Source organism: Streptomyces sp. NPDC002088, assembly GCF_040296605.1.
In the GTDB taxonomy this organism is placed as follows: domain Bacteria; phylum Actinomycetota; class Actinomycetes; order Streptomycetales; family Streptomycetaceae; genus Streptomyces.
In genome coordinates, this window is sequence record NZ_JBEOXO010000001.1 from 161,313 (window position 1) to 182,636 (window position 21,324).

17 protein-coding genes and 1 tRNA gene are annotated in these 21,324 nt (G+C 72.2%); 5 read left to right on the plus strand and 13 right to left on the minus strand.

Annotation, left to right across the window (positions count from 1 at the left end; translation table 11 throughout):
• Window positions 1-36: 36 nt before the first annotated feature.
• Window positions 37-1,281: an amidohydrolase gene (locus ABT114_RS00720; RefSeq protein ID WP_351137047.1), complete on the plus strand. Its 1,245-nt coding sequence runs from the start codon at window positions 37-39 to the stop codon at window positions 1,279-1,281.
• Here the strand turns inward: ABT114_RS00720 and ABT114_RS00725 are convergent.
• Both ABT114_RS00725 and ABT114_RS00730 read right to left on the minus strand, forming a co-directional pair.
• A complete protein-coding gene (locus ABT114_RS00725; RefSeq protein WP_351137049.1) occupies window positions 1,271-1,549 on the minus strand; it encodes a WhiB family transcriptional regulator in 279 nt (92 codons plus the stop codon). The two genes, ABT114_RS00720 and ABT114_RS00725, sit on opposite strands and share 11 nt — an antisense overlap.
• 50 nt (window positions 1,550-1,599) lie before the next feature.
• The gene (locus ABT114_RS00730) at window positions 1,600-2,409 is read right to left on the minus strand and encodes an alpha/beta hydrolase (protein WP_351137051.1); all 810 of its coding nucleotides are present in this window, start codon (window positions 2,407-2,409) and stop codon (window positions 1,600-1,602) included.
• Between the two features lie 218 nt (window positions 2,410-2,627).
• Here ABT114_RS00730 and ABT114_RS00735 point away from each other — a divergent pair, with 218 nt between their 5' ends.
• A complete protein-coding gene (locus ABT114_RS00735; RefSeq protein ID WP_351137054.1) occupies window positions 2,628-3,401 on the plus strand; it encodes a sulfite exporter TauE/SafE family protein in 774 nt (257 codons plus the stop codon).
• 32 nt (window positions 3,402-3,433) lie between these two features.
• Here the strand turns inward: ABT114_RS00735 and ABT114_RS00740 are convergent, their stop codons facing one another.
• Window positions 3,434-4,222: an HAD-IIA family hydrolase gene (locus ABT114_RS00740; RefSeq protein WP_351137056.1), complete on the minus strand. Its 789-nt coding sequence runs from the start codon at window positions 4,220-4,222 to the stop codon at window positions 3,434-3,436.
• A gap of 157 nt (window positions 4,223-4,379) precedes the next feature.
• Here ABT114_RS00740 and ABT114_RS00745 point away from each other — a divergent pair, with 157 nt between their 5' ends.
• On the plus strand, window positions 4,380-5,126 hold the full coding sequence (locus tag ABT114_RS00745; protein ID WP_351137058.1) for a cobalt-precorrin-6A reductase: 747 nt from the start codon (window positions 4,380-4,382) through the stop codon (window positions 5,124-5,126).
• A 40-nt stretch (window positions 5,127-5,166) separates the two neighbouring features.
• Here the strand turns inward: ABT114_RS00745 and cobF are convergent, their stop codons facing one another.
• Together cobF and ABT114_RS00755 are read right to left on the minus strand one after the other, a co-directional pair.
• Window positions 5,167-5,943, minus strand: a complete 777-nt coding sequence (gene cobF / locus ABT114_RS00750; protein WP_351137060.1) for a precorrin-6A synthase (deacetylating) — start codon at window positions 5,941-5,943, stop codon at window positions 5,167-5,169.
• An 81-nt stretch (window positions 5,944-6,024) separates the two neighbouring features.
• Entirely contained in the window at window positions 6,025-6,543 is a 519-nt protein-coding gene (locus ABT114_RS00755) for a DUF309 domain-containing protein (protein ID WP_351137062.1), read from the minus strand.
• Window positions 6,544-6,642: 99 nt separating this feature from the next.
• Here ABT114_RS00755 and ABT114_RS00760 point away from each other — a divergent pair.
• Window positions 6,643-6,716 (plus strand) — tRNA-Pro (locus ABT114_RS00760).
• 31 nt (window positions 6,717-6,747) lie between these two features.
• On the opposite strand, the gene ABT114_RS00765 is transcribed toward ABT114_RS00760, so the two are convergent.
• From ABT114_RS00765 to ABT114_RS00785, 5 genes are all read right to left on the minus strand, one after another.
• The gene (locus ABT114_RS00765; protein WP_351137064.1) at window positions 6,748-7,086 is read right to left on the minus strand and encodes a hypothetical protein; all 339 of its coding nucleotides are present in this window, start codon (window positions 7,084-7,086) and stop codon (window positions 6,748-6,750) included.
• Between the two features lie 69 nt (window positions 7,087-7,155).
• Window positions 7,156-9,384 (minus strand): trypsin-like serine protease, encoded by a 2,229-nt coding sequence (locus ABT114_RS00770; protein WP_351137066.1) that lies wholly within the window; start codon window positions 9,382-9,384, stop codon window positions 7,156-7,158.
• Window positions 9,385-9,448: 64 nt separating this feature from the next.
• Window positions 9,449-9,952: a hypothetical protein gene (locus tag ABT114_RS00775; RefSeq protein WP_351137069.1), complete on the minus strand. Its 504-nt coding sequence runs from the start codon at window positions 9,950-9,952 to the stop codon at window positions 9,449-9,451.
• Between the two features lie 64 nt (window positions 9,953-10,016).
• A complete protein-coding gene (locus tag ABT114_RS00780) occupies window positions 10,017-10,403 on the minus strand; it encodes a hypothetical protein (protein ID WP_351137071.1) in 387 nt (128 codons plus the stop codon).
• A 48-nt stretch (window positions 10,404-10,451) separates the two neighbouring features.
• Window positions 10,452-13,832 carry an ALF repeat-containing protein gene (locus ABT114_RS00785; RefSeq protein ID WP_351137073.1) on the minus strand — a complete coding sequence of 1,127 codons (3,381 nt, stop codon included), beginning with the start codon at window positions 13,830-13,832 and terminating at the stop codon, window positions 10,452-10,454.
• Between the two features lie 1,342 nt (window positions 13,833-15,174).
• On the opposite strand from ABT114_RS00785, the gene ABT114_RS00790 reads away from it, so the two are divergent.
• The gene (locus ABT114_RS00790; protein WP_351137075.1) at window positions 15,175-17,190 is read left to right on the plus strand and encodes a glycoside hydrolase family 43 protein; all 2,016 of its coding nucleotides are present in this window, start codon (window positions 15,175-15,177) and stop codon (window positions 17,188-17,190) included.
• 148 nt (window positions 17,191-17,338) lie between these two features.
• On the opposite strand, the gene ABT114_RS00795 is transcribed toward ABT114_RS00790, so the two are convergent.
• From ABT114_RS00795 to ABT114_RS00805, 3 genes are all read right to left on the minus strand, one after another.
• Window positions 17,339-18,361 carry a LacI family DNA-binding transcriptional regulator gene (locus ABT114_RS00795; protein WP_351137077.1) on the minus strand — a complete coding sequence of 341 codons (1,023 nt, stop codon included), beginning with the start codon at window positions 18,359-18,361 and terminating at the stop codon, window positions 17,339-17,341.
• A 55-nt stretch (window positions 18,362-18,416) separates the two neighbouring features.
• Window positions 18,417-19,706, minus strand: a complete 1,290-nt coding sequence (locus ABT114_RS00800) for a glycoside hydrolase family 27 protein (protein ID WP_351137079.1) — start codon at window positions 19,704-19,706, stop codon at window positions 18,417-18,419.
• Between the two features lie 62 nt (window positions 19,707-19,768).
• Window positions 19,769-21,292 (minus strand): alpha-N-arabinofuranosidase, encoded by a 1,524-nt coding sequence (locus ABT114_RS00805; RefSeq protein ID WP_351137081.1) that lies wholly within the window; start codon window positions 21,290-21,292, stop codon window positions 19,769-19,771.
• Between the last annotated feature and the right edge of the window lie 32 nt (window positions 21,293-21,324).

Here is a 21,324-nt window from a genome sequence, read left to right on the forward strand (position 1 = left end):
AGGTGAGGCCGTGGACCTTCGAACAGAAGGAGCAGCATGACCGCGCCGGCCGCCGTCGCCCGCCTCGCCCTGGAGCTGACCTCCGGGCTGAAGACCGCTGAACTCGAGGACTTCTACCGGGACCTGCACCGCCATCCCGAACTGTCCTTCAAAGAACACCGCACCGCCGCCCGGCTGGCGGGGCGGCTGCGTACGGCCGGGTACGCGGTCACGGAGGGTGTCGCCGGCACCGGCGTCGTCGGCGTCCTCGCCAACGGGGACGGGCCGGTGGTGTGGCTGCGCGGCGACATGGACGCGCTGCCGGTGCAGGAGGCCACCGGCCTGGAGTACGCCTCCACCGTCGACGGCGTGATGCACGCCTGCGGCCACGACCTGCACGTCACCTGGCTGGCGGGTGCCGCAGAGGCGCTCGCGGCCGCCCGCGAGTGCTGGTCGGGCACGCTGGTCGTGGTGGGGCAGCCCGCGGAGGAGTCCGGCGGCGGGGCGGCCGCGATGGTCGCCGACGGGGCGCACGAGCGTTTCCCACGCCCGGACGTCGTGTTCGGTCAGCACGTCGCGCCCGGCCTCGCCGGTTTCTACCCGCACACCCCGGGCCTGACCATGTCGGCCTCCGACGACATCGACGTCGTCGTGCACGGCGTCGGCGGCCACGGCTCGCGCCCCGAGGCGACGGTCGACCCGCTCGTGACGGCCGCGTACATCGTGACCCGGCTGCAGACGGTCGTCTCCCGCGAGGTCGCGGCGAAGGACTCCGCGGTGCTGACGGTCGGCACGTTCCACGCCGGTACGAAGCGCAACATCATCCCGGCCGAGGCCCGGCTCGCCCTGAACCTGCGCAGCCAGAACAGCGTGGTGCGCGAGCGGATCCTCACCGCGGTCCGCCGCATCGTCGAGGGCGAGTGCGCGGCGGCCGGCTGTCCGGTGCCGCCCGGGATCACCGTCCGGGCCGGGTATCCGAACACCGTCAACGACCCGGCCCTCGACACGGAGATCGCGGCCGTGCACCGCGAACTGTTCGGCGCGTACACGGTGTTCGACTTCGGTCCGGCGATGGGCAGCGAGGACTTCTCCCTGCTGGCGCCCGAAGGCGTGCCGTACGACTACTGGTACGTGACCTCGACACCGGCCGACGTGTGGGAGGCGGCGCCGGGAGAGGAACTCGCCGAGAAGGTCGCCGCCGTGCCCGGCAACCACAGCCCGCTGTTCGCGCCGGACCTGTCGGTGCTCGTGCCCGGCGTACGGACGCTGGTGTCGGCCGCCTTGAGCCGGCTCAGGGCTTGATGCCGACTCCGCCGTACAGCGAGATCCGTGTGGCGTCGTCTCTGGCGGTGCGGAGCAGCGCGACGCGCTCCTCCTCGGCCGTCCCGCCCCACACGCCCGAGGTCTGTCCGCTGCTCAGCGCGAACGCCAGGCAGGGGGTGAGCACCGGGCAGCGGGCGCAGACGCGCTTGGCGGCGGCGATGTCCCGCAGGGCCGGTCCGGTCGAGCCCACGGGGAAGAACAGTTCGGGGTCCTCGCCCACGCAGGCAGCACTGCGCAACCACTCCATGAGGGCGCGAGTGCCCCGGGCGAACCCCTGCAAACGCCTGCGCCGCCGTCTCAGCCGGTGAGTACGCCGTCCAGGAAGCGGATCAGGTCCGCGAAGACCTCGGCCTTGTTCGTCTCGTGGAACACCTCGTGCCGGGCGCCCGGGTAGATCCGCTCGGTCAGGTTCCCGCCGCTGAGCCGCTCGACGCCGATACGGCTGCCGGCGAGCGGGACCAGCCGGTCGTCGTCGCCGTGCAGCCACAGCAGGGGGAGCCGGCCGACGTCGCCGCCCTTGGCGACGGTCTCCAGGGTCCGTACGAACGCCTCCAGCGTCGGCCGCTTCATCGGCCCGTGCCAGACCAGCGGATCCGCCGCGTACGCCGTGCCGACCGCCGGGTCGCGGGAGAGCGCGGCCGGGCTGATGGGGATGTCCGGGATCTCGTCGTGGGCGAGCAACCGCCCTGGCGTCTCCCACACCCCGATCACCGGCCCGGACAGCACAAGCGCTGTGACCTCGCCCCCGAAGCGTTGCGCGAAGCGCGCTGCGATCAGGCCTCCCATGGAGTGCCCCACCACGACCACGGGCACGCCCGGACACGCCGCCCGCGCCAGTTCGGCCACGGCGTGCACATCACTGACCACGTCCTCGAAGTCCTCGATCACGACGCGCTCGCCCGCCGACCTCCCGTGCCCCTGGTGGTCGGGCCCGAAGACGGCCGCGCCGTGCGCCGCGAGGACGCCGGCCAGCTGCTCGTATCGGCCGATGTGCTCGCCGTAGCCGTGCACCACGAGGGCGGCGTAGCGGGGTCGCTCGTGCGGCCACTCGCGCACGGCGATCGTGCCCCGGGTGCCCGTGAGGACGTGCTCGCGGGTGTCGGCCATGTCTCCTCCAGCTGCGTCGGTGAAGGTCCCGGGGGATCTTCCCAGGGAGCCGGTCGGCGGTCTACAGCCATGTGCGTGGGGGTGGGACAGGGGAGCGCGGTGCTGGTCGAGAGGTACTGGGCCCGCACCCGTCGTACCTCGACGAGGGCGGGGCAGGGGCCGTCTGGCGAGACGGTCCTTACGGCGGCGGGATGCGTGCGCATAGCATCGGTTCCCGCATGAACACGATGACGCTCTGGCACATAACCGGCTGGGAGTTCGCCGCGCTGGCCTTCGCGGCGCTGCTCGTCGGCTTCTCGAAGACCGCCGTCAGCGGGGCCAACACGGTCAGTCTCGCGATCTTCGCGGCGGTCCTGCCCGCCCGCGCCTCCACCGGTGTGCTGCTTCCGGTGCTGATCGCCGGGGACGTACTCGCCGTCCTCACCTACCGGCGGCACGCCCACTGGCCCACGCTGTGGCGGCTGTTCCCGGCGGTGGCGGCGGGGGTGGTCGCCGGCACGCTGTTCCTGATGTGGGCCGACGACGGTGCCGTACGGACCTCGATCGGCGCGATCCTGCTGCTGATGGCCGCGGTGACGGTGTGGCGGCGTCGCAGGGCCGACGCGGCGGAGGCACCGGACTCGGTGACCGGCCGGGCCGGCCGGGTCAAGGCCCGCTCGTACGGCGTCCTCGGCGGCTTCACGACCATGGTCGCCAACGCGGGCGGCCCCGTGATGTCGATGTACCTGCTGTCGGCGGGGTTCCGGAAGCTGGGCTTCCTCGGTACGTCGGCCTTCTTCTTCCTGATCGTGAACACCTCCAAGGTGCCCTTCAGCGTGGGCCTGGGGCTGATCGACGGCCGCTCGCTGCTCCTTGACGCCGCGCTCGCGGTGTTCGTCGTGCCCGGCGCATTTTTGGGCAAATGGGCCGTGAACAGGATCAACCAGCGATTGTTCGAGCGGCTGGTGATCGCGGCGACGGTCGTGGGCGGCGTACAACTGCTGCTTCGGTAAACGTGGCCGAGGCCGTGGCCGTGGCCGTGGGCCTACAGGCTCAGCAGGGCGGGAAGGTCGGCGAACGAGTCGATCACGTGGTCGGGAGTGCCGCTCGCGTCCCGGTGAGTCTCCGGCAGGTACTTGCCGGTCTTGACGAGAACCCCGGTCAGCCCGGCGCGCTGGGCCGCCAGTACGTCCGACTCGATGTCGTCGCCCACCATCAGCGCCTCGCCGGGACCGGCCCCGAGCCGGGCCAGCGCCGCCCCGAAGAACGCGGGCGACGGCTTCCCGGTGACCTCGGCCTCGGTCCGCCCGGCCGCCTCCAGCCCCAGCAGGAAGGCCCCGGAGTCCAGTTGCAGCCCCTGCTCCGTCCGCCAGTACAGATTGCGGTGCATGGCGACCAGCCGCGCCCCCTGCTGGAGGTGCCCGAAGGCCCGGTTCAGGGCGCCGTAGTCGAACTCGGGGCCGGCACCCCCGACGATCACCACATCCGGCACGGTGTCGGTGTCACCGTCGTCGAGGACGGTGACACCGCCGAGGTCCTCCCTGATCTCACCGCTGTTCAGCAGCGCGCAGCGGGCACCGGGCAGCCGCTCGGCGAGGTGGGCGGCGGTGGCGGCGGGCGCGGTGAGCACGTCCTCGGCCGTCACGGGGAACCCGGCGTCCCCCAAGGCGTCCGCGATCGACGCCCGCGTCCGGGACGTCGTGTTGGTCACCAGGACGACACCGAGACCTGCGTCCCGGACCCTCCGCAACGCCTCGACCGCTCCCGGCAGCGGCTGCCACGAGACGGTGAGGACACCGTCGATGTCGATGAGGACGGCACGCACTGACTCCATAGAGGGGACGATAGCGACCGCGGCCGTGCCCGGCCCGCGGACACCACCCCACCCGGCCCACTCCCGGAAACGAGGACCAGCACCGGGTCCGACCCCGACCCCGACCCTGGCAAGGGCGGGCGAGAAGCGGCCCCCGGAACCTCGTAGGCTCGTCGTCATGTCCCCGCACATCCTTGTCCTCGGCGGCACCACCGAGGCCCGCCGCCTCGCCGCAGGACTGGCGGCGCGTCCCGGGGTGCGCGTGACCACATCCCTCGCGGGACGCGTGTCACGGCCGGCGGCCCTCGAAGGGGACGTACGCGTCGGGGGGTTCGGCGGGGCGGACGGGCTGGCCGCGTGGCTGCGCGAGCACCAGGTGGACGCGGTGGCCGACGCCACGCATCCCTTCGCCGCCGGCATCACCGCCAACGCGGCCCGCGCCACGGCGGCGACCGGGCTGCCGCTGGTCGTGCTGCGCCGGCCGGGCTGGCAGCCGGGCCCCGGCGACCGGTGGCACCCGGTCGCCTCCCTGGACGCGGCCGCGGAGCTGCTGCCGCGGATCGGCCAGCGGGTCCTGCTGACCACGGGGCGGCTGGGGCTCGCGGCCTTCGCGCGGCTGACGGAACTCCACTTCGTCGTACGGTCCGTGGAGCCGCCCGACCCGCCGATGCCGCCGGACACGCAGGTGCTGCTGGCGCGCGGCCCGTTCACCGTGGCCGACGAGTCGGCGCTGCTGCGCGCGCACCGCATCGACGTGGTGGTGACCAAGGACAGCGGGGGAGAGGCGACGGCGGCCAAGCTCACGGCCGCCCGTGAACTCGGGCTGCCGGTCGTGGTCGTACGACGTCCCGCCCTGCCGGAGGGCGTCACCACGGTCCCCGATGTCGCCGAGGTCCTCGACCGGCTGGGCCTCAACCCGCCCTGACCACCGAGGCCGGCAGCCGGTCGACGGCGCGCAGCACCTGTCAGGTTCGAGCGTCCGGGTTCCGGCGCAGCAGATACGTGTCCATGATCCAGCCCTTGCGCTCGCGGGCCTCGGCGCGCAGCCGCTCGATGCGGGGGGCGGCCTCGGCGATCGGGCCCGAGGCGAGGATCTCGTCCGGAGTGCCTATGTAGGCGCCCCAGTAGATGTCCATGTCCTGGTCGGCGTACTGCCGGAAGGCCTGGTGCGCGTCGAGCATCACGACCACGTCGTCCACGCCCTCGGGGAACCCCTCCGCGAGCCGTCGTCCCGTGGTGATCTGCACCGGACGCGCCACCCGGTTCAGCCCCGTGCGGTGCCGGGCGACGAGCGCCGAGACACTGCTGATGCCCGGCACGACGTCGTACTCGAAGGCGACCGCGCCCCGGCCGAGCACCTCCTCGAGGATCCCGATCGTGCTGTCGTACAGCGACGGATCGCCCCACACCAGGAAGGCGCCGCTGTCGTCCTCGCCCAGCTCCTCGGCGATCAGCCGCTCGTAGATGCCGGCGCGGGCGCTGCGCCAGTCCCCGACGGCCGGCGAGTACGCGGCGCCGCCCGCGGCGCGGTCCCGCTCCGGGTCGCGCGCCTGAACCAGGCGGTACGTCCCCTCCGGTATGTGCGCGTCGAGGATGTCCCGGCGCAGCTGCGTGAGGTCGCTCTTCACCTCGCCCTTGTCGAGGATGAAGAACACGTCCGTGCTCCGCAGCGCTCTGACCGCCTGCAGGGTCAGCTGGTCGGGGTCGCCCGCGCCGATACCGATGACATGAATCCTTCGCACGCCCCGAGTCTGCCGTACGGCACTGACAACGCGTGCACCGCGTCCGCGCTCACCTGCGCCGCCCCGCCGCGGCGAGCCATGTCACGAAACCGCGCGCCCGCGCAGCCGAGGCGCCCGCGCCCGCGCGTCCACGGTCCGCTCCCCGCTCTCCACCTCGTCCGCCAGCTCCCGGGCCCAGGCGGTCAGCCCGGCGAGATCCATCCCGTACGGCCGCGCCCCGGCACCCGACGCCCATTCCTCGACGGCCCCCGCCCCGCGCCGCAGCAGCCGCGCCCCGCCGGTGACGTTCCCCCGGGCCGCGTGCGTGAGCCCCACCGCGAGCTGGGCCAGCCCGCGCCACAGGGTGCGTTCCCGGTCGGGGCCGGACTTCCAGGCGTCCTCGAAGACCTCGTGCGCGTGGAACGGCTTCCCGTCGTCCAGCAGCGCCTGCGCCTCGGTGACGGTCTGCTCCGGGGTACGCCGGACGCCCTCCGGCTGCCGCTCCACACCGGCCGCGCCGTACGGCAGGGGCCGCCCGAGCCCGTCCCGGGGCCGGGCGCTGCGGGCCCGCCCCTCGCTGTCCCGGTCCCGTGCGCCGCCCGTACCCCATGTGCTGCTCATGCCCCGATTGTCCCGTGCCCGGCGCCCCCTTCGGCGCAGCCCCCGGCGTGGGGTAAAGTACTGTCCGCATGATCACGCGGTTCGCCGCGGGAGACGCACCGGGACGTGGCGCAGCTTGGTAGCGCACTTGACTGGGGGTCAAGGGGTCGCAGGTTCAAATCCTGTCGTCCCGACTCTGCTTTCGGCAGGTCGGAGGCCGTTCTCTCATGAGTGAGAGGGCGGCCTTTCGTGCGTCCGGGGGTGTGGTGGTCGCGGTGTGGTCGCAGGCCAGGGTCGGGGCTGGTTCGCGGTGGTGCTGAAGGCGGGCGGGGCGGGGGAGCGGAGCCGGCGGACGGCCTCGTGGAGGCTCCGGAGGTGGTCGCGTGTTGGTCGCAGCCATGTCGCCCGACGCGGACGATCTTTGAGCTTCTCGGCCTGGGTGAGGGTGTGGTCGATGGTGTCGACGGCTTTGCGGGCGGCCTGCCGGGTGAGGTGGCTGTAGAGGTTCGCGGTGGTCGACAGGGTGGAGTGCCGCAGCGTCTTGGAGACCACGGTCAGAGGCACGCAAGGGCCCCGCGGTACGTGACCGCGGGGCCCTTCGGCTTCGGCGTGCTCTGTCTCGATCGGCCAGGGTCAGCGGGCCGCGTAGCCGAAGCGGACGCCCGTCGCCGGGAGGCCGTTCGAGCCCGGCGCGTACGTCGTGACCGTGGCCACCGTGCCGCCGGTCGCGTTCGACCAGGGCAGGACGTGCAGCGCGCCGTACGTCGACGGGCCGTACGGCATGCCGATGTACAGGGACGTGCCGGTGGCGTGGATGCTCGCGCCGACCTGCTGGTCCGTGCCGGGGGTGCCGGGCAGGCCCGAGGCGTTGCCCGCCTGGATCCAGAAGTCGCTGTCACCGGGCTCGCCGAGCAGCGAGAACGTCTGGACGGCGCCCGCGCCCGCCACCGTGCCGATGGCCTCGCCGGGGATGCCGACCGCGAGATGCATCGTGGCGGCCGAACCCACCGCGCGCGGCGCCGTGTTGACCGCCGTGACCTGAGCGCCGAACCGGTCGCCCGCCTCGATCGCGCCCTGCACGTCGGTGTCGTCCTGGTGGATGTCCTCCGTGTAGCTGACCGCGCCCGCGGCGGTCACCCGGAGGATCACCACACGGCCGCCGTCGGCCTGGGAGACACCGGACTCGTTGTCGAGGTCCTCGCCCGGGGAGCCGACCGCGATCAGCGAGTCGGAGGTCGAGGAGGAGGTGCGGTAGTCGGTCACCGAGAGCGAGGCGCCGAACTCGTCGCCCGCCTCGGCGGCGCCGGAGACGATGCCGTCGCTCTGGGCCACGCCCGCGATCGGCGTCGGGATGCCGTCCGCGTTGAGGGTGTGCGACAGGATCTGGACGCCGCCGGCGTCCGCCGCGGTGCCGATGGCCTCGCCCGGGTCGCCGATGGCGATGTGGTTCTTGTCGGCGGCCACCGAGGCGCCGAAGTGGTCGCCCGCCTCGGCCGTGCCGGAGACCGTCGACTTGCCCTGGTAGATGGCCGTGCTGGTCGAGCCGCGCAGGTAAAATGCCTCGCCCGCCTCGGCCTCGCCGTCCAGGCCCTCGCCGGGGGTGCCGATGACGATGTACGGCTCGCCCGCGGCCGTGGTGCCCGCCGCGAGGGCGGCGCCGAACTCGTCGCCCGCCTCAGGGCTGGACACGAGCAGCGAGCCGGTGGTGGAGGCGCCGCCTTCCTCCAGGTGGAGGTAGTGCGTGCCCTGGCCGAGGCCGTCGGCGCTGCCGTAGATGACGTCGACGAAACCGGCGGCGGTGTCGGTGCCGATGGCCTCGTTCGGGGTACCGACGACGAGGTCGGTGTAGCCGTCCTCGTTGTAGTCGACGGTGGCGAGCGCGGTGCCGAACTGGTCGCCGGCCTCGGTGCCGCCCGCGACCTCGTCGAGGTCCTGGTTGAGTTCGAGTACGCCCGCGCCGCCGCCGTAGACGACGCGGACGACGCCCGCCTTCGCCTTGCTGTTGACGGTGGCCTCCGGGTCGGAGACCGCGATGTCCTCGACGCCGTCGCCGTTGAAGTCGGTGATGTCAGTCTTCGCCGCGGTGTCGGTGACCCAGCTCGCCAGGTCGTCGACGCGGGTGGAGACAGCTCCCGTACGGGTCTCGGTGGAGTCCTGGCCGAAGCAGCCGCCCTGCCAGGACTGGCTGCTGATGGCGACGAGCGCGGCACTGGTGCCGGAGCCGCGCACCTCGGGGCCGCCGGTGTCGCCGGCACAGACGGCGGCGCCGTCCTGGCCTGTGACGCTCGTCGTGGTGGTGGCCGTCGAGTCGACGGTGAAGGTGCCGGTGTGCAGGGTGAGCGGCGACCACTCGTCCGTCGTACGGCCGTAGCCCGCGACGGTGAGGGACTCGCCCGCGGTCGCCGCCGTGGAGGAGAGCGCGACGGGGGTGACCGAGGTGACCGGGCGGGACAGCTTGGCGAGGACCATGTCACGGTCGGTGCGCGGGACCAGCTTGGTGACCGTGCGGACCTCGCCGGTGGACGTGGTCAGGTCGGTCCGGCCGATGGTGGCCGTGGTCGCCAGCGGCGGGGCGCCCTCGGTGACGTCGAGGCCCGCGGCCGGGTCGTCGACGAAGCAGCTGGCCGCGGTGAGCAGCCACTCGGGGTCGACGAGCGCGCCGGAGCAGGCGCGGGTGCCGTCGCCGATGTCGAGGCGGGCGGTGTAGGCGAGGCTGCCGGTGGTGGCGGCGCTGCCGGTGACGGCGGCGGCCGGGACGGCGAGCGCGGTCAGCGGCGCCGCGACGAGCGCCACGGCGAGCGCGCCCGCGCGCAGGCGGGCGCGGGAGGGTCTGGGACGAGGGCTGGGGCTGATGGTGTGCATGAAGGTGCTTCCTGGTGATCCGGAGACGGAAGGGCGGCGAGAGCGAACTGACCGGTTATGAGCGTTACTTGGAGGTGCGCAGTTCGACGAGCATGAACTCGCGGCCCTCCGCGTCGGCGCTCTCGCCCACCGCGGTCCAGGCGTTCTGCGTGATGTCGTACGTGGTGGTCTCGTCGTCGACGGTCATCGTGGCCTCGGTGGTGTAGTCGTTGCCCTTGATGCCGTAGACGGAGGGGATCTCCAGGGTCAGATAGCCGGAGTCGCCGGTGACGTTGAAGCAGATCTTGTCCTGGCTGCGGGCCCACACCTCCAGCTGGCCGGTGTCGGTGACGCAGTCGGCGAGGATGATGTGGCCGTCGCCGCGCTTGAGGGTGATGCCCTTGTCGGCGAGGATCGCGTCGGCACCGGGGTAGTTGAAGTCCTCGACGGCGTAGCCGGGGGACTCGTCGGCCACCGAGATGGTGGACGAGGCGTGCGTCGCGGGGGTGGCGGGAGTCCCGGCCGCCCACATGCCGGTGGCGGCGGTGAGCGCCGCGGCGGCGGTGGCTATGAGACGTCTGAGTCGCATCGGTGTCGGATTCCTTGTCGTTGCGGGTTGTTCTGGATCTGGATCCGGTCAGTGAAGAAAAAGGTCAGTAGACGAAGAGCGCGATGCCGCACAGGACCAGGAGCGTGGCGAGCAGTTGGCACACCATCGCGAGCGGGGGCCCGTTGTCGCGGGTGCGGCCGCTTCGCTCCTGGTCGAGGGCGAGGCGGGCGAGTTCCTTGTGCCGGCCGAGCAGTCCGACCACGAACCCCAGCAGGCCGAACGTGTACAGCGACAGCAGCTCCACCGTCCGCAGCACCCCAATGGACACCACCGCGTAGCCCCCGATCGCGAGCAGCACGGGTGCGCTCGCGGCCCGCAGGCGGGTGGTGCGGGTCGGCATCCAGCGGGTGAACACCGTCCAGTAGACGACGGTGGAGACCGCGGCGGCGGCGATCCAGAACGCGGTCGGCAGATACGGGTCGTGGTGCACGGGGCTCCTCCGGAAGTTGGACGGGCGGGGGCGGGGAAGGCGGCCGGCCTACCAGGGGGTCCAGTCGACGTCGGACCAGTCGGTGGTGAAGATGCCGACGACCTTGGACGCTGCCTCGCTGCCGACACGTACCGCGGTCGCCGCTGCCGACTCCACGCCCGATGCCTCGACGGCCCCGGCGACACCGCCGCCGATCAGGTCGAGTGCCACATGCCCCAGCGCCTCCCCGAACTCGGGGCTGGTCACCCCGTACGCCCGGTACGTGTAGTAGGCGGCGATGCCGGCGGCGACCAGGGAGACGCCGCCGAGGATCGGGGCGACGACCTCGCCGACGACCGGGATGGCCAGCGAGCCGGCGCCGATGAGGCCGGTGGCGACGGCCACCTTGTCCCAGTCGTTGGCCATGCCCTCGTAGTACTCCTCCTCGGAGTACTCCTCGCCGACCTCGTCGGGGTCGCCGGGCGCGTCGACGCCGTCGTTGCCGGAGCTGTCGGCCGGGTCGGTGCCGTCCGCCTCGTTCTTGCGGGCCTGCGCGGCGGCGGCGGCCGCGGCGGCGGCCTGCTCCTCGCGGCGCTTGGCCGCGACGGCCGAGTTGGCGGCGGACGCCTCGGCGGCTGCGGCCACCTTGTCCTTGCCCGCCTGGATGGCCGACGCGCGGGCACTGGCGGCCGACGTGCGGGCGCTCGCGGCGGAGGCCAGGGCGGCGGAGGCGGACGAAACGGCCTGATTGGCCGAGTAGTTGGCGCGACGGGCCGCGCCGCGGGCGGTGGCCGCCGCGGCGGACGCCTTGTTCGCGGAGGCGGCGGCCGAGGCGGCCGAGGCGTCGGCGGCGTTGGCCTGGTCGAGTGCCTCCTGGGCGGAGGCCTTGGCCGCGTCGGAGGAGGCCTTGGCCTTCGTCGCCCAGTCGGCGGCCTCGGCAGCGGCCTGCCGAGCCAGGGCCGCCGCCTGGGAGGCGTTGGCGGCGTTCTGCTGGGCGAGGGCGGCGACGCGGGCGGCGTTGGCGATCGCGGCGAGCATCGCGGCGATGTGCGCGGCGGAGTCCTCGTCGAGCTGGGCCGCCTTGTGCTGGACGGTGGTGACGAAGTCGCGGCGCATCCAGGCCGTGCCGGCCATCGCGGTTTGCGCGGCGGCCTGCACGTTGGCGCCGCCCGCGTTCATGATCGCGAGGGTGGCGACGCGGTCGTCCTCCAGCTGCGCGGTGCGGTAGCCGGAGAAGATGAAGGCGCTGAGCGCGTCGACACCGCCGTCGTCGAGGGCGTCGTTGGCGGCGGCGGTGACGGCGCTGCCCGCCCCGTCCATGAGCTTCAGGATCGCGACGCGGTAGGACTCGGCCTGTACGTCGTGGATGCCCGTGGTGAGGAACGTGGTGACGGCGTCCGCGTCGTCCTGCGCGAGGACGGCCTGTGCGGCGTCGGCGAGGTCGGCGGAGCCCAGCTGGGCGGCGAACAGGATGCTTTCGCGGTTGTCCTGGTCGACGGCGAGGGAGCGGTCGGCGTCGAGCCAGGCGAGGATGTCGGCGTCGGTGCCGGACAGCGCGTACTCGGCGGCCGAGCACGTCCAACTACCCTTGGATTCCAGGAGGTTGACGGCAGCCTGGCGGCCGAGGGTGGCAGCGTCGGTGTCGTTTCCGGCGGCGATCGCGTCGGCGGCCCGGGCGAGCAGGTCCTTGGTGTCCGTGTCGGTGCGGCCCTGCTCGGTGACCAGGTCCTCGATGGCGTCGAACGCGGTCTGCTCGTCGTCGGCCATCGCCGCCGCCTCGACGAGGCCGATCTTCAGGTCGGCGGCGATCCGGGCGGCCTCGGCGGCCCGCGCCGTCTCGAACACGTCGGTGGCGTCGGCGACGGCGTCACTGGCGACGTTCGCCGCCTCGATCGCGGCGGCGGCGTGGGCGGTGGACTTCGTGGCGTAGTCGAGGGCCTTGCCGGCATTCGCGTACGCCTCGTCGCAGGCGTCGGCGGCGGCGTCCGCGTGGTCGGCGGCGCTGTTGGCCCAGTCGCGGGCCTTGCGGGCGGCGGACGCGGCGGTCTGCGCGAGGGACTTGGCGCGGCCCGCGGCCTCGGTGGCCTGGTCGGCGGCGGCGTCCGCCTCAGCGGCGGCGGCCTTGGCGCGCTGCGCCTGGGCGACGGAGACCCCGGCGGCGGCAGCCGCGGTCGCGGACGCGGCGGCCGCGGCGGCCGAGTGCTGGGCGGCGTTGGCGGCGGCGGTGCCGGCCGCGGCGGCGGCGTCCCCGGCGTTGGCGGCGGCGTCGGCGGCCAGGGCGGCGGTGCGGGCCCCTTCGGCGGCGGCGCGGGCGGCGGTGGCCGCGTTCTTGGCGGCCGCGGCCTGCGCGGCGTCCTTCGACGCGGCGATCGCCGCTGAGTAGGCGGTGGCGGCGGCGTGCCCCGCGGTGGCGGCCGCGGCGGACGCGGCCCGCGCGGCGGACGCCGCGGTGGCGGCCGCGGTGACGGCGGTGTTCGAGGCGCTGATCGCGGTGCGGGCGGCCTTCGCGGCGCCCTGGGCGGCCTCGGCGGCGCGGCCCGCGGCGGCCCCGGCCTTCGCGGCGTCGCCCTCGGCGGCCTCGGCCTCGTCGGCGGCCTGCTCGGCGGCCTCCTTCGCGGCCTGCGCGGCCTCCTGGGCGCGGGTGGACGCCTCGACGGCGGCGTCGGTCTCCAGTTGGGCGCGGGTCCCGGCCTCCTGGGCGACCGTGACGAGCTGGCCGATGGTGAGGGACTCCTGGTCGCGGGCACGGGCGATGTGCTGACCGGTCGTCAGATACTGGCGGATGTCGTCGGCGGTGCCGTCCAGGGCACGCTCGGCGGTCGTCTGCACCTCGGGGCCGCCCGCCGCGAGGATTTTCAGGACTTCGATGCGCTCGTCCTCCTGCCGGGCCGTGTACTGGCCGGAGGTGAGGAACGTGCTGTACGCGGCGGCGGTCGCCGTGTTCAGGGCGGCCTGCGCGGCCTTGGTGACGGCCTTGCCGCCGGTGTTCAGGACGGTGAGGACGGCGACGCGCTGGTCCTCCAGGAGCGGGGCCTCGTATCCGGACTCCAGGAACGCGGCGATGTCGTCGTCGGTGCCGGACAGGGCGGTGTTGGCGGCGGCGCGCACCCCCGCGCCCGCCTCGTGGAGGACGTTGAGCACGGCGAGTCGGCTGTCCTCGGCGCGGACTTGCGCGAGCGTGGTGGTCAGGAACGCCGTGATGTCGTCGTCGGTGCCGGTCAGTGCGGCGGCCGCGGCCGCACGGGTGGCGGTGCCGCCCTGCCGGTAGGCGAGAACGGCCTTTGCCCGGTCCGTGTCCGGCAGCGTCGCCGCCGTGTCGGCGTCGTCGGCCATCGCGGCGGTGGCCGGGACGAGGACGTCCAGGCCGAGTGCGGTCACGGCCGCGAGGGCGGTCGAGCCGCCGACGACCGTTCTCAGGAACCCTCGTCTACTCCATTGTTTCACGTGCATGTTCCGGTGCCACCCCCACGGTGTCCGAACCTGCGGCCCTGACGGCCACCTGACAGGTCCGTGAAGGTACCAGCGATGCGGAACGTCGAATTCCAGCCATGAGAAAGGGAGTTGGACCAATGCCTCGCAGGGGACTCTCCACCACGAAAGCCGCCGCGGACCGCGAGCCCGAACCGTACGCTGGGTGGGATATGCCGACAAGTAAATGTGCCGTACACGCGGCGACGCACAGCGTTCTCCGAACCGGTGCACAGGAGATGTCTCGATCCACCACCCCGGCATGGCTCTTGGCCGTGATCACGGTTTGAATACGCCGACAAGGTTGTACGGGTGCGGCGTGATGCGTGCCACATTTGCAGGCGACAGGGCTCACGTGATCCACGTCGTGGAAAACTTCCGGTCGTCGGCGTGCAGCCCTTCCCGGCCGTCGCGGGTCACCTGCGGGGCGAGCTCTACCAACGCCTGTGCGCCCACATCTGGGATCCGCAGCGCCTCGGTTTCCCGGCCCCCGGCCCCTCAACCCTCGGATCGTGAGGCCAACATGGAGCCGACTACGCGCCTTCCCGCCCCCGCACCTCGTAGGCGCGCGCTACGCACCGATCTCGCGCGCATGATGCGCGCGGACGTGCTGGCGCCGGGCACACTGCTGGAGGGCGAGTACAGGGGCGTCCGCTATACCGCGACAGTTGACGCCGACGGGGTTCTCACCTTGCCCAGTGGCGAACCGTTCAGTAGTGCGGACGAGGCGGGCAAAGTACTGTGCGGGACCCGCCGCTGCACCGGCATGGCCTTCTGACATGTCACAACGGCCGACGCCTGTCCCTGCGTGAACTACGCAACCAGGCTTGATCGCGTACTTGACTGGGGGTCAAGGGGTCGCAGGTTCAAATCCTGTCGTCCCGACGGTGAAGTCGGATGTTTTCGCAGATCAGGGGCACTCTTCGGAGTGCCCCTGATGCGTGTGCGGGAGTGGATCGGGAGCCCTCCTCCGCTCCCCGCGCACCCAGTCGCGGACCACATGCGCGTGTCCCTGGTCACGGACGCGATCGAGATGGCGGTGGCCGTCCGCGGCGGCCAGGTCGACAGCGTCATCCTCCATGCGGACGGGGGCGCGCAACGCCGCCGAGGTGTCCATGCGCCTCACGTAGCGTCCCGCTGACGCCCCGTCGATAACTGGTCGACGTGTGCCGGAATCGTCCCTGTCCCAATGCGCCACAGAGGTAGGCGTGTTCCCCGGCAGATGATTTATCCAAGGGTTGTGCAAAGTGTTGTAGAAATAGGGGGCGGCGGCTAGATTCCGGGCTCGTCAGGGAGTTGAGCCGAACGAGAGTGCGGAGTCGCCATGGGTGCTGGAGACAGGCCGGAGCAGATGTACGGGGTGAGCCGACGGGCCGTGCTGCGGTTGACGGGGGCGGCCGCGGTCGCGGCCGGGATCGGTGTTGCTTTCCCCGGGGCGGCCGGGGCCGCCGACGCCGACGCCGACGCCGCCGCCGTGACGAAGGCGTTCACTCCCGGTCAGCCGTGGCTGGACGACGCCGGGAACGTGATCCAGGCACACGGCGGCCAGGTGTTCGCCGTGCCGAAGGGCGCCAAGGCCGGCAAGGGCGTGTGCTACCTGTGGTACGGGGAGGACCGCAGCAACGGCTACTACAACAGCCCCGGCGTGCACGTCTACTCCTCGTCGGACCTCTACACCTGGCACGACGAGGGCCTGGCGCTGAAGGCGATGGAGTCGGCCGACCAGTTCACCACCGATCCGTATTTCGCCGACCTCTACGGCGACTACACCGCGGACCAGCAGGCCGCCGTCTACCGTGACTTGGGTACCAAGCAGGTCAGTACGACCGTCAATCCGGCCATCCTGGAACGCCCCAAGGTGATCTACAACCACCGCACCCGCCAGTGGGTGATGTGGGTGCACGCCGACGGGCCGTCGGGGACCTCCAACGCCCAGTACGCCAAGGCCCGTGCCGGGGTCGCCGTCTCCGACTCGCCCTACGGCCCCTTCCGCTGGATCGACAGCTACCGCCTGGATGTCGCGCCGGCCGGCGAGGACAACTACCAGCCGGACAACCCCGGCATGGCCCGCGACATGAACCTGTTCGTCGACGACGACGGCACGGCGTACATCATCTACTCCAGCGAGGAGAACTACTCGCTGTTCATCTCCAAGCTCGACGCCGACTACACCTACCTGTCCGCGCCGCCCGACCAGGCGGTCAAGGGCGTCGACTTCATCCGCCCCTACATCGGCGCGCACCGCGAAGCCCCGGCCCTCTTCCGCTTCGGCGACGTCTACTACCTGATCACGTCCGGCGCCACCGGCTGGACACCCAACCCGGCCCAGTACGCCACCGCCACCGACATCCTCGGCGAGTGGACGGACCACGGCAGCCCGATCTCCGGTGACGGCGCCGCCGACACCTTCACCTCCCAGTCGACCTGCGTCATTCCGGTGGAGCCGAAGCGCGGCCGGTTCATCTTCATGGGCGACCGCTGGACCCCCAGCGACCTGGCCAACTCCCCGTACATCTGGCTGCCCGTCAGCTTCGGCGAGGGCACGTCCATGGAGCTGACCTGGCACGACAGCTGGACACTCGACGCAGACCTGCCGGAACAGAAGCAGTACACCGTCGACGCCCAACTCCCCGCGCAGCTCTGGCTCGGCGCGGACGGGGCCGCCGAGCAGGCCGACCTGCCGTCCCGGGTGCGGGTCACCTGCGGCCACCGCACCCTCACCTCCCGCGTCACCTGGAACCTCGACGAGGCCGACCGCCCCGGCTTGGTCCCGGTCACCGGCACCCTGCTGGACTTCGGGGACCGCGCGTTCACCCGCCAGGTGCTCGCCGTGCCGCACAACCTGCGCTACGTGGTCAACGCGGGCGGCGACATCACTGACGACTGGACCTCGATGGTGACCGCCGCCCGCACGGAGGGCACGGTCCTCAACTCGACGCCGGAGCAGGCGCTCGGCAGCGACGCGGAGACCGGCGCGCAGTGGGGCTGGACCAGCCAGGGCGCCCTCGCCCGGAAGATCTCCGGCGGCGACCTGTACACCACACTGCGCTACGCGGTCTCCGGCCGGACGCTGACCTACACCTTCGGCGGCCTGGACCCGGCGCGGACGTACACCGTCCACGCCGGCTGGTACGACCCGTGGCCGTGGGCCAACCGCGCGGCGCGCGTCGAGGTCAACGGCACGGTCGTGGAGGCGCAGCGGCTGTTCACCTCGACCCGCGAGGCCTCCGCGTACCGGGGCCTGTCCCCGGACGCGAACGGCGTGCTGCGGCTGGACGTCATCCCCACCCGCAGCCCCGACATCCAGCTGAGCTTCGCCTTGGTGAGCGAGGACGAATAGCCGGTCGCAACGGGCTTGCGCGACCTTCGGGCAGTTCCGGGTGGCGAACCCGGAACTGCCGGGTCGGAACAGCGGGTCTCCGGCTGACGCGCCACGGTTGAAGGGGCGCACGGGGTGCCGCCGAGTACGGCGGCACCCCGTGCGCCCCTCATGCGGGCCGGCCCGGCCCGCCCGTCGACTCGCGGACCACGACGGAGAACCGGCCGACGCATTCCTCCGGCTCCACGGCAGGTCCGGGCTGTTCGATCCGCCGGACCAGCCGGGCGACCGCGTGCTCGGCCATCGTGTCGTGGTCCGGGTCGACCGTGGACAGGGAAGGAACGAGGAACGCGCTCTCGTCGACGTTGTCGAAGCCGATGACCTTGACGTCGTGCGGTACGCGCACCCCGGCATCGGCCAGACCGCGCAGCACGCCCATGGCCACGGTATCGGTCACGCAGAACACACCGTCGAAGTCGAGGCCGTCGGACACCATCTGCCGGGCGCATCGTGCTCCGGCCTCCATGGTGAACGCGGTGAGGCACTGCTCCAGGTCCGCGTCAGGGGCCAGGCCCGCGCTTGCCAGGGCCTGTCGGTACCCGGACTGGCGCAGGCTCGACACGTCGGCGTCGTGGCCGACCGCTCCGCGCAGGAACGCGATGCGCCGACAGCCGCGCTCGATCAGATGGTGGGTGGCCGTGCGGGAGGCGTCGACGTTGGGCATGGCGATGTGGTCCACGCGGCCGCTGAACATCCGCTCGCCGAGGACGACCACCGGGTGGTCGACCTTGGACCACTCGGCGTCGTTCGCCCCCAGACCGACGGCACTGATGATGAGCCCGTCATAGAGCCGGTTACGGGACCTGGTCAGTGCCGCCAGTTCGTTCTCCACCAGTGCGCCGGTCTGTTCGACGCTCACCCTGAGGCCGCGGCGCTCGGCGGCGGTGATGACGGCCGCGGCCAGCCGGCCGTAGTAGGGGCGGTTGATCTCGGGGACGGCGAAGCCGATGGTTCCGGTACGGCCCTTGCGCAGGTTGCGGGCGGCCACGTTGACGTGGTAGTCGAGGCGGGCCATCGCGTCGAGGACCTTGTCGCGTGTTGCCGGGCGAACGCTGGGGTGCTCGTTGATGACGTTGGAGACCGTCATCGCGGAGACACCGGCCGCCTTGGCCACGTCCCGGATCGTCGCCATGGCCGTCCCCCTTCCGTGGTGCCGTGGTGCCGGCATCCGCCCGGCCCATTACACCTCAGGCCGATGGGGCGAACCGATAGAGGGCCGCACCGTGGACGGGAAGATCGACGCTGAGGTGGCGGCCGTCATGCGGGTGGTCGGTGCGGGTCCACAGTTCCCGTACGTGGTCGTCGGGGTGGGCGCCGAGGGAGCCGAGCGGGACGATGACGGGCCGGGGGGTGTCGGCGAGATTGAACACGGCGGCGTAGCGGGTACGGCCGTCGGTGTCGCGGGCGGTCCACAGCACCAGGCCGTCCTCGCGCAGCACTTCGCGGTTGTCGGTGCTGTGCCACAGGACGGCGAGGGCCTCCTCGTTGGACAGCAGCTCGATCGTCTCGGGCGGGGTGGTGGGCAGATCGCCGCCCATCATCAGCGGGGAGCGGGCCATGAACCACAGCGTGAGCAGACTGACCTGCTCGGCGTGGGTGAGGGCGCACATCCGGTCGGCACCGCGTTCGGCCCGTATGCCGATGTGCCCCAGGGGCAGCATGTCGGCATCCGCCCAGCCCGGTGCGCCCTGCCAGGGGGCCCACCGCGCCATGCGGGCGAACTGCGCCTCGACGTCCTCCCACCGGTCCCACAGGTCGTCGCAGACGCGCCACATGGTGGCGTTGGTGCGCAGGTGGTCGAGGTGGGCGACGGAGACGTCCGTGCCCGGCGACAGGCTCAGCTCGATCGGCCGCCCGGAGCGGGCGATCGCGCGGGCATACGCCTCGATCTCCCGCTCGTGGTACGGGAAGAGCATGTCGTCGGCCTTGATGAAGTCGACGCCCCAGGCGGCGAATTGGGCGACCTGCGCGTCGTAGTACGCCTGGGCGCCCGGATGGTCGTGGTTCAGGCCGTAGTTGTCGGTGTTCCAGGGGCAGACGGAGTCGGTGTCGGCGATCTCGTCGGCGGTGAACTCGGTGCCGGCCACGGGCAGTCGGGCGGTGACGGCACGGCGCGGGATGCCGCGCATGATGTGCAGGCCGAAGCGCAGGCCGAGCGCGTGCACCCGTTCGGCCAGCGGGCCGAAGCCCGCGCCGTCGGCGGACGAGGGGAACCGGTTCGGCGCGGGGAGCTGTCGCCCGTACGCGTCCAGGAGCAGCGGGGCGTCCGGGTTGTAGCCGTGGGCGCGGGCCGTGGGCTCGTACCACTGGATGTCCACGACGACGGTGTCCCAGCCGTGGGCCAGCAGATGGTCGTGCAGGAAGGCCGCGTTGGCGAGGACCTCGTCCTCGGTGACGGTGGTGCCGTAGCAATCCCAGCTGTTCCAGCCCATGGGCGGGCGCAGTGGGCGTTCGGGCAGGGGGCGGGCGGGGGCCATGGACGGTCCGTTTCTGGGGGGAGGCGTGCGAGGTGTACGAGGCCCGGGAGGCGATGCGGTGGTCAGGCCAGCGGAGCCCGGACCGTGAGGAACGAGTGCGGCGGCAGCGTGAGAGCAAGGCCCTGGCCGGTGCTCTTCACTCCGTCGAAGGCGCGCGGGGCGACCGCTGCGGGCGCTTGTGGGGTGTTGTGGGCCGGGATCCGGTCGGCGGTCAGCAGCCGGGCCTCCGGCTCGCCGATCGTGGCGCCGCGCAGGTCGAGCGTGAGGTCGACGGGTTCTTCGGCGTCCAGGTTGGTCAGCGAGATCAGGACCGTTCCGTCCTTGACGCTGGCGGAGGCGGAGACGGTGTCCAGGTCGGCGTCCCCCACCCGGCGGCGGGCGTTGTCGGTGCGCAGGTGGACGGCGAGCGAGGTGGCGTCGTGATGGCCCTTGTTCATCTCGAACACGTGGTACGTCGGCGTCAGGACCAGCGCGTCGGTGTCCGGGTCGGTGAGGACCATGGCCTGCAGGACGTTCACGGTCTGGGCGATGTTGGCCATGTGCAGGCGCGCCGCGTGCTTGTGGAAGATGTCGAAGTGCGTACTGGCCACGAGCGCGTCGCGCAGCGTGTTCTGCTGGTACAGGAAGCCCGGGTTGGTGCCCGGCTCCACGTCCCACCAGGTGCCCCACTCGTCGAGGACGAGGCCGACCGTGCGCCCCCGGTCGTAGAGGTCCATGACCGTGGAGTGGCCGGTGAGGATGCGGTCGATGTCCTTGGCCGACAGCATCGTCCGGTAGTAGTCGTCCGTGCCGAAGGCGGTGGCGCTGCCCTTCGCCTCCCAGGGGCCCGACAGCGTGTAGTGGTGCACGGACAGGCCCTGTAAGAAGTTCTTCGGCGTGGCCTCGCAACCGAAGCAACTGATCTGCTGCATCAGTGTCTCGGTCCACTTGTAGTCGTCGTCGGACGCGCCCGAGGCGATGCGGTAGAGCTTGTTGTCACCGTGGTCGCGGCAGTACGTGGCGTACTGGCGGGCCAGGTCGGCGGAGTACTCGGCGCGCATGTTGCCGCCGCAGCCCCACGTCTCGTTGCCGATGCCCCAGTACTTCACGCGCCAGGGCTCCTCGCGGCCGTTGGCCTTGCGCAGGCGCACCATGGGGCTGTCACCGTCGCGGGTGAGGTACTCGACCCACTCGCTCATCTCGCGGACGGTGCCGCTGCCGACGTTGCCGTTGATGTACGGTTCGGCGCCGAGCAGTTCGCACAGGGCCATGAACTCGTGGGTGCCGAAGTGGTTGTTCTCCTCGACGTTGCCCCAGTGTGTGTTGACCATACGCGGGCGCGTCTCGCGCGGGCCGACGCCGTCCTGCCAGTGGTACTCGTCGGCGAAACAGCCACCGGGCCAGCGCAAGTTGGGGATGTCCAGGGCACGCAGCGCCTCCACGACGTCGAGGCGGATGCCGCCCTCGTTGGGCAGGGGCGAGTCCTCGCCGACCCAGAAACCTCCGTAGATGCAGCGTCCGAGGTGCTCGGCGAAGTGGCCGTAGAGGTGGCGGCTGATCGTCGGCCCCGGGATGTCGAGGTTGATGACCGCGGTGGCTTCGGGCACGGAAGTACTCCTGTGTGACGGGGTTTTGTATC